Raw genomic sequence first — 2,338 nt, forward strand, 5'->3', positions numbered from 1 at the left:
TCTTTAGAGAATGTAATTATTTTTTAATCTCTAAGAAATCAATATCTAGGAATTATGACTATGCGAGAAAGAGTTTTTAAAAGAAAAGTTTTAGATGCGAATATCTTAAAAGAAATGCATGTGAACAATGTCTGTTATTCCAAGCATTCAAAAGATAGGTTTATTCCTTTCATATTTGACAAATTTGGTTATGTTGAATGTAAAATCTTTAAAAAGATATTGAACTTTCCTATCAATACAACTTTCTTTGGTGGCACAGGCTGTAAGAAACTCATGGAGCTTTTATGTGAAATAGTTATAGATTCTAGAAGTTCTAAAATCGCGTTAAACCGCCATTATGCCTTAACTCGCTTGCAATGGTGCGATAGAACCTTAAGACATAATCTCCAAATTTTAGAGAGAATAGGATTTCTAACTGCTTTTAAGAACAAAAAAGGTTATATTTTTTTGTCTATGCATGACTTCACTAAAATAGAAAACTACGAACATTTAGGTTTGAATGGGGAGAGCAATTTACCTAATAACTTCTTTTTAGGAATTTGTGGGTATTTGAAAAAACTCTTCAAGAAATTAAAAGATAGAGCATTCAAGCTCACAAACAAGCACGGTGTATTCTTTTTAAAAATCCCTAAGCATTTTCAAATGCAAAACTTTAACAATATTTTTTTGGAGTTTGTGTCGGTTAATAATCCTTGTCTTTCTTATAGATTGACTTATGATCAACTTGTTGGCAAAAAAATTCCAAATATCAAGTGCTCTTACCAACAAGCAATTGTAAAAAAGAATATCCATAGAGCATTAGAAGAACTATCTATAGATGAGAAAATTTTAGCATCATAAAGAAAACAAAGGACAAAAAATGCAATTCCCACTCAAAAAAGATTTAAAAATTTCACAAAAATATGTGATCCCTAAAGGGTTTGATCCTGCAAACAAAGAATACAAAAATCTTTTGGTGAAAGATATGCCTAAATCAGTGCATAGGGAAATTGAAATCGCTATGGGATTGTTATTTGAAATCAACGAAGTAGAGACTGCGATTGAAGTCATGAAATTTCTCACTCAAGCAATGGATCGTGTTTTGTATGGTGCGAGAGCCAAACATTATGAAATGAGATTAGCCAAAGAGATTAAAAAAAGTAGATTTGGGTGAAAGACTATGGCTTATATCGCTAATTTACAATTCTTACCATTAGATGAGATTTTGCTCTCTAATGGTTATAAACACAAAGTAGAGAAATCAAGCAAAAATAACCCGGCTCTTTATAATGAATACGATACCATTAAAGGCACACTTATTATTTCAAGAAAGCCTGATGGGAGTTATCATTATTTCAACACTCATAATGATGAAGATAAAGGCACGATTATCGCCTTTTGTAAAAATCGTGGGCTAGATTTTAATGATTTGATCAAAAACAGAGATGATTTAGAAATTAGCGATAAGCCAAACCACAAATATAACAATTCCAAGCCTTATACAATCATTACCAAAGAACAAGAAGCAGAGCGTCAAAAAGTGGTGAAACAATTTGAAAAGCTCCCTACCTACGATATAGAAAGCTCAGATTTGTTTCACACTTTATTGGATAGCCGCTCTTTGGATAAAACTTTACTAAAACCTTATAATCATTTACTTAAAGAAGATGAACATGCAAATTTATGCGTGCCTTGCTATTTGATTAATGATAATGGAAACTTAATACAGGGTGGGTATAACAAGCGATTGTCCAAACCTTTCACTATGCAAGGAGCTACTAATCCCACTAAACACTTAATGCAAGCAGGTTCTATCAAGGGTTTTGAAGTTTTATCCCCACAAAATATTAAAAATATTCAAAATATCATTGTGGCTGAAAGCGTTTTTGATGGCTTAAGCGTGTTAGAAATGCAAGGTTTTGATCCCAATCAAACAGCTATTATTTCTACTATTGGTAATTTCACAGAAGAAAGAATGCAAAAATTTGTAGATAAATTTCTTAATACCATCAACACTTATAAGTGTAAGGAATACAATGAATACCACAAAGAAATTGATCGCTACAACAAGCAGTTAGAGGACTATGAAAATTACATAAATTTTCAAAAAAGATATGAAAAATGGCGTGCTAAAGAGTTAGCTAAACACGATAATGACCCTAAAAAAGTCCCTAATGATCCCATTTTCTCGCCCGTAAGAGATAAAAACAATCTTATCCCTAGACCCGTTTTTAAGCCCGCTCTAGCCTTACGCCTAAAAGAACCAAAAATTCCTAATTTAAGTCTTAATGTTATTTTAGCAATGGATAATGATGAACAGGGGCGAAAATTCAACGCTGTTTTGGAAAAAATTTTTTAC

At 31.9% G+C, this 2,338-nt stretch carries 3 protein-coding genes; all 3 read left to right on the plus strand.

Translation table 11 applies throughout. The features are described 5' to 3' along the window. Positions 1-60 precede the first annotated feature (60 nt). Positions 61-840, plus strand: coding sequence for a hypothetical protein (locus QT74_RS07725; RefSeq protein WP_033765898.1), 780 nt, complete (start codon positions 61-63; stop codon positions 838-840). A 19-nt stretch (positions 841-859) separates the two neighbouring features. Further along, entirely contained in the window at positions 860-1,153 is a 294-nt protein-coding gene (locus QT74_RS07730) for a hypothetical protein (RefSeq protein ID WP_033765900.1), read from the plus strand. Positions 1,154-1,159: 6 nt separating this feature from the next. Next, a partial coding sequence (locus QT74_RS07735) for a hypothetical protein (protein ID WP_033765902.1) occupies positions 1,160-2,338 on the plus strand: 1,179 nt, incomplete at its 3' end.

It is taken from the genome of Helicobacter pylori SA213A (assembly GCF_000476275.1).
Taxonomy (GTDB): domain Bacteria; phylum Campylobacterota; class Campylobacteria; order Campylobacterales; family Helicobacteraceae; genus Helicobacter; species Helicobacter pylori_CL.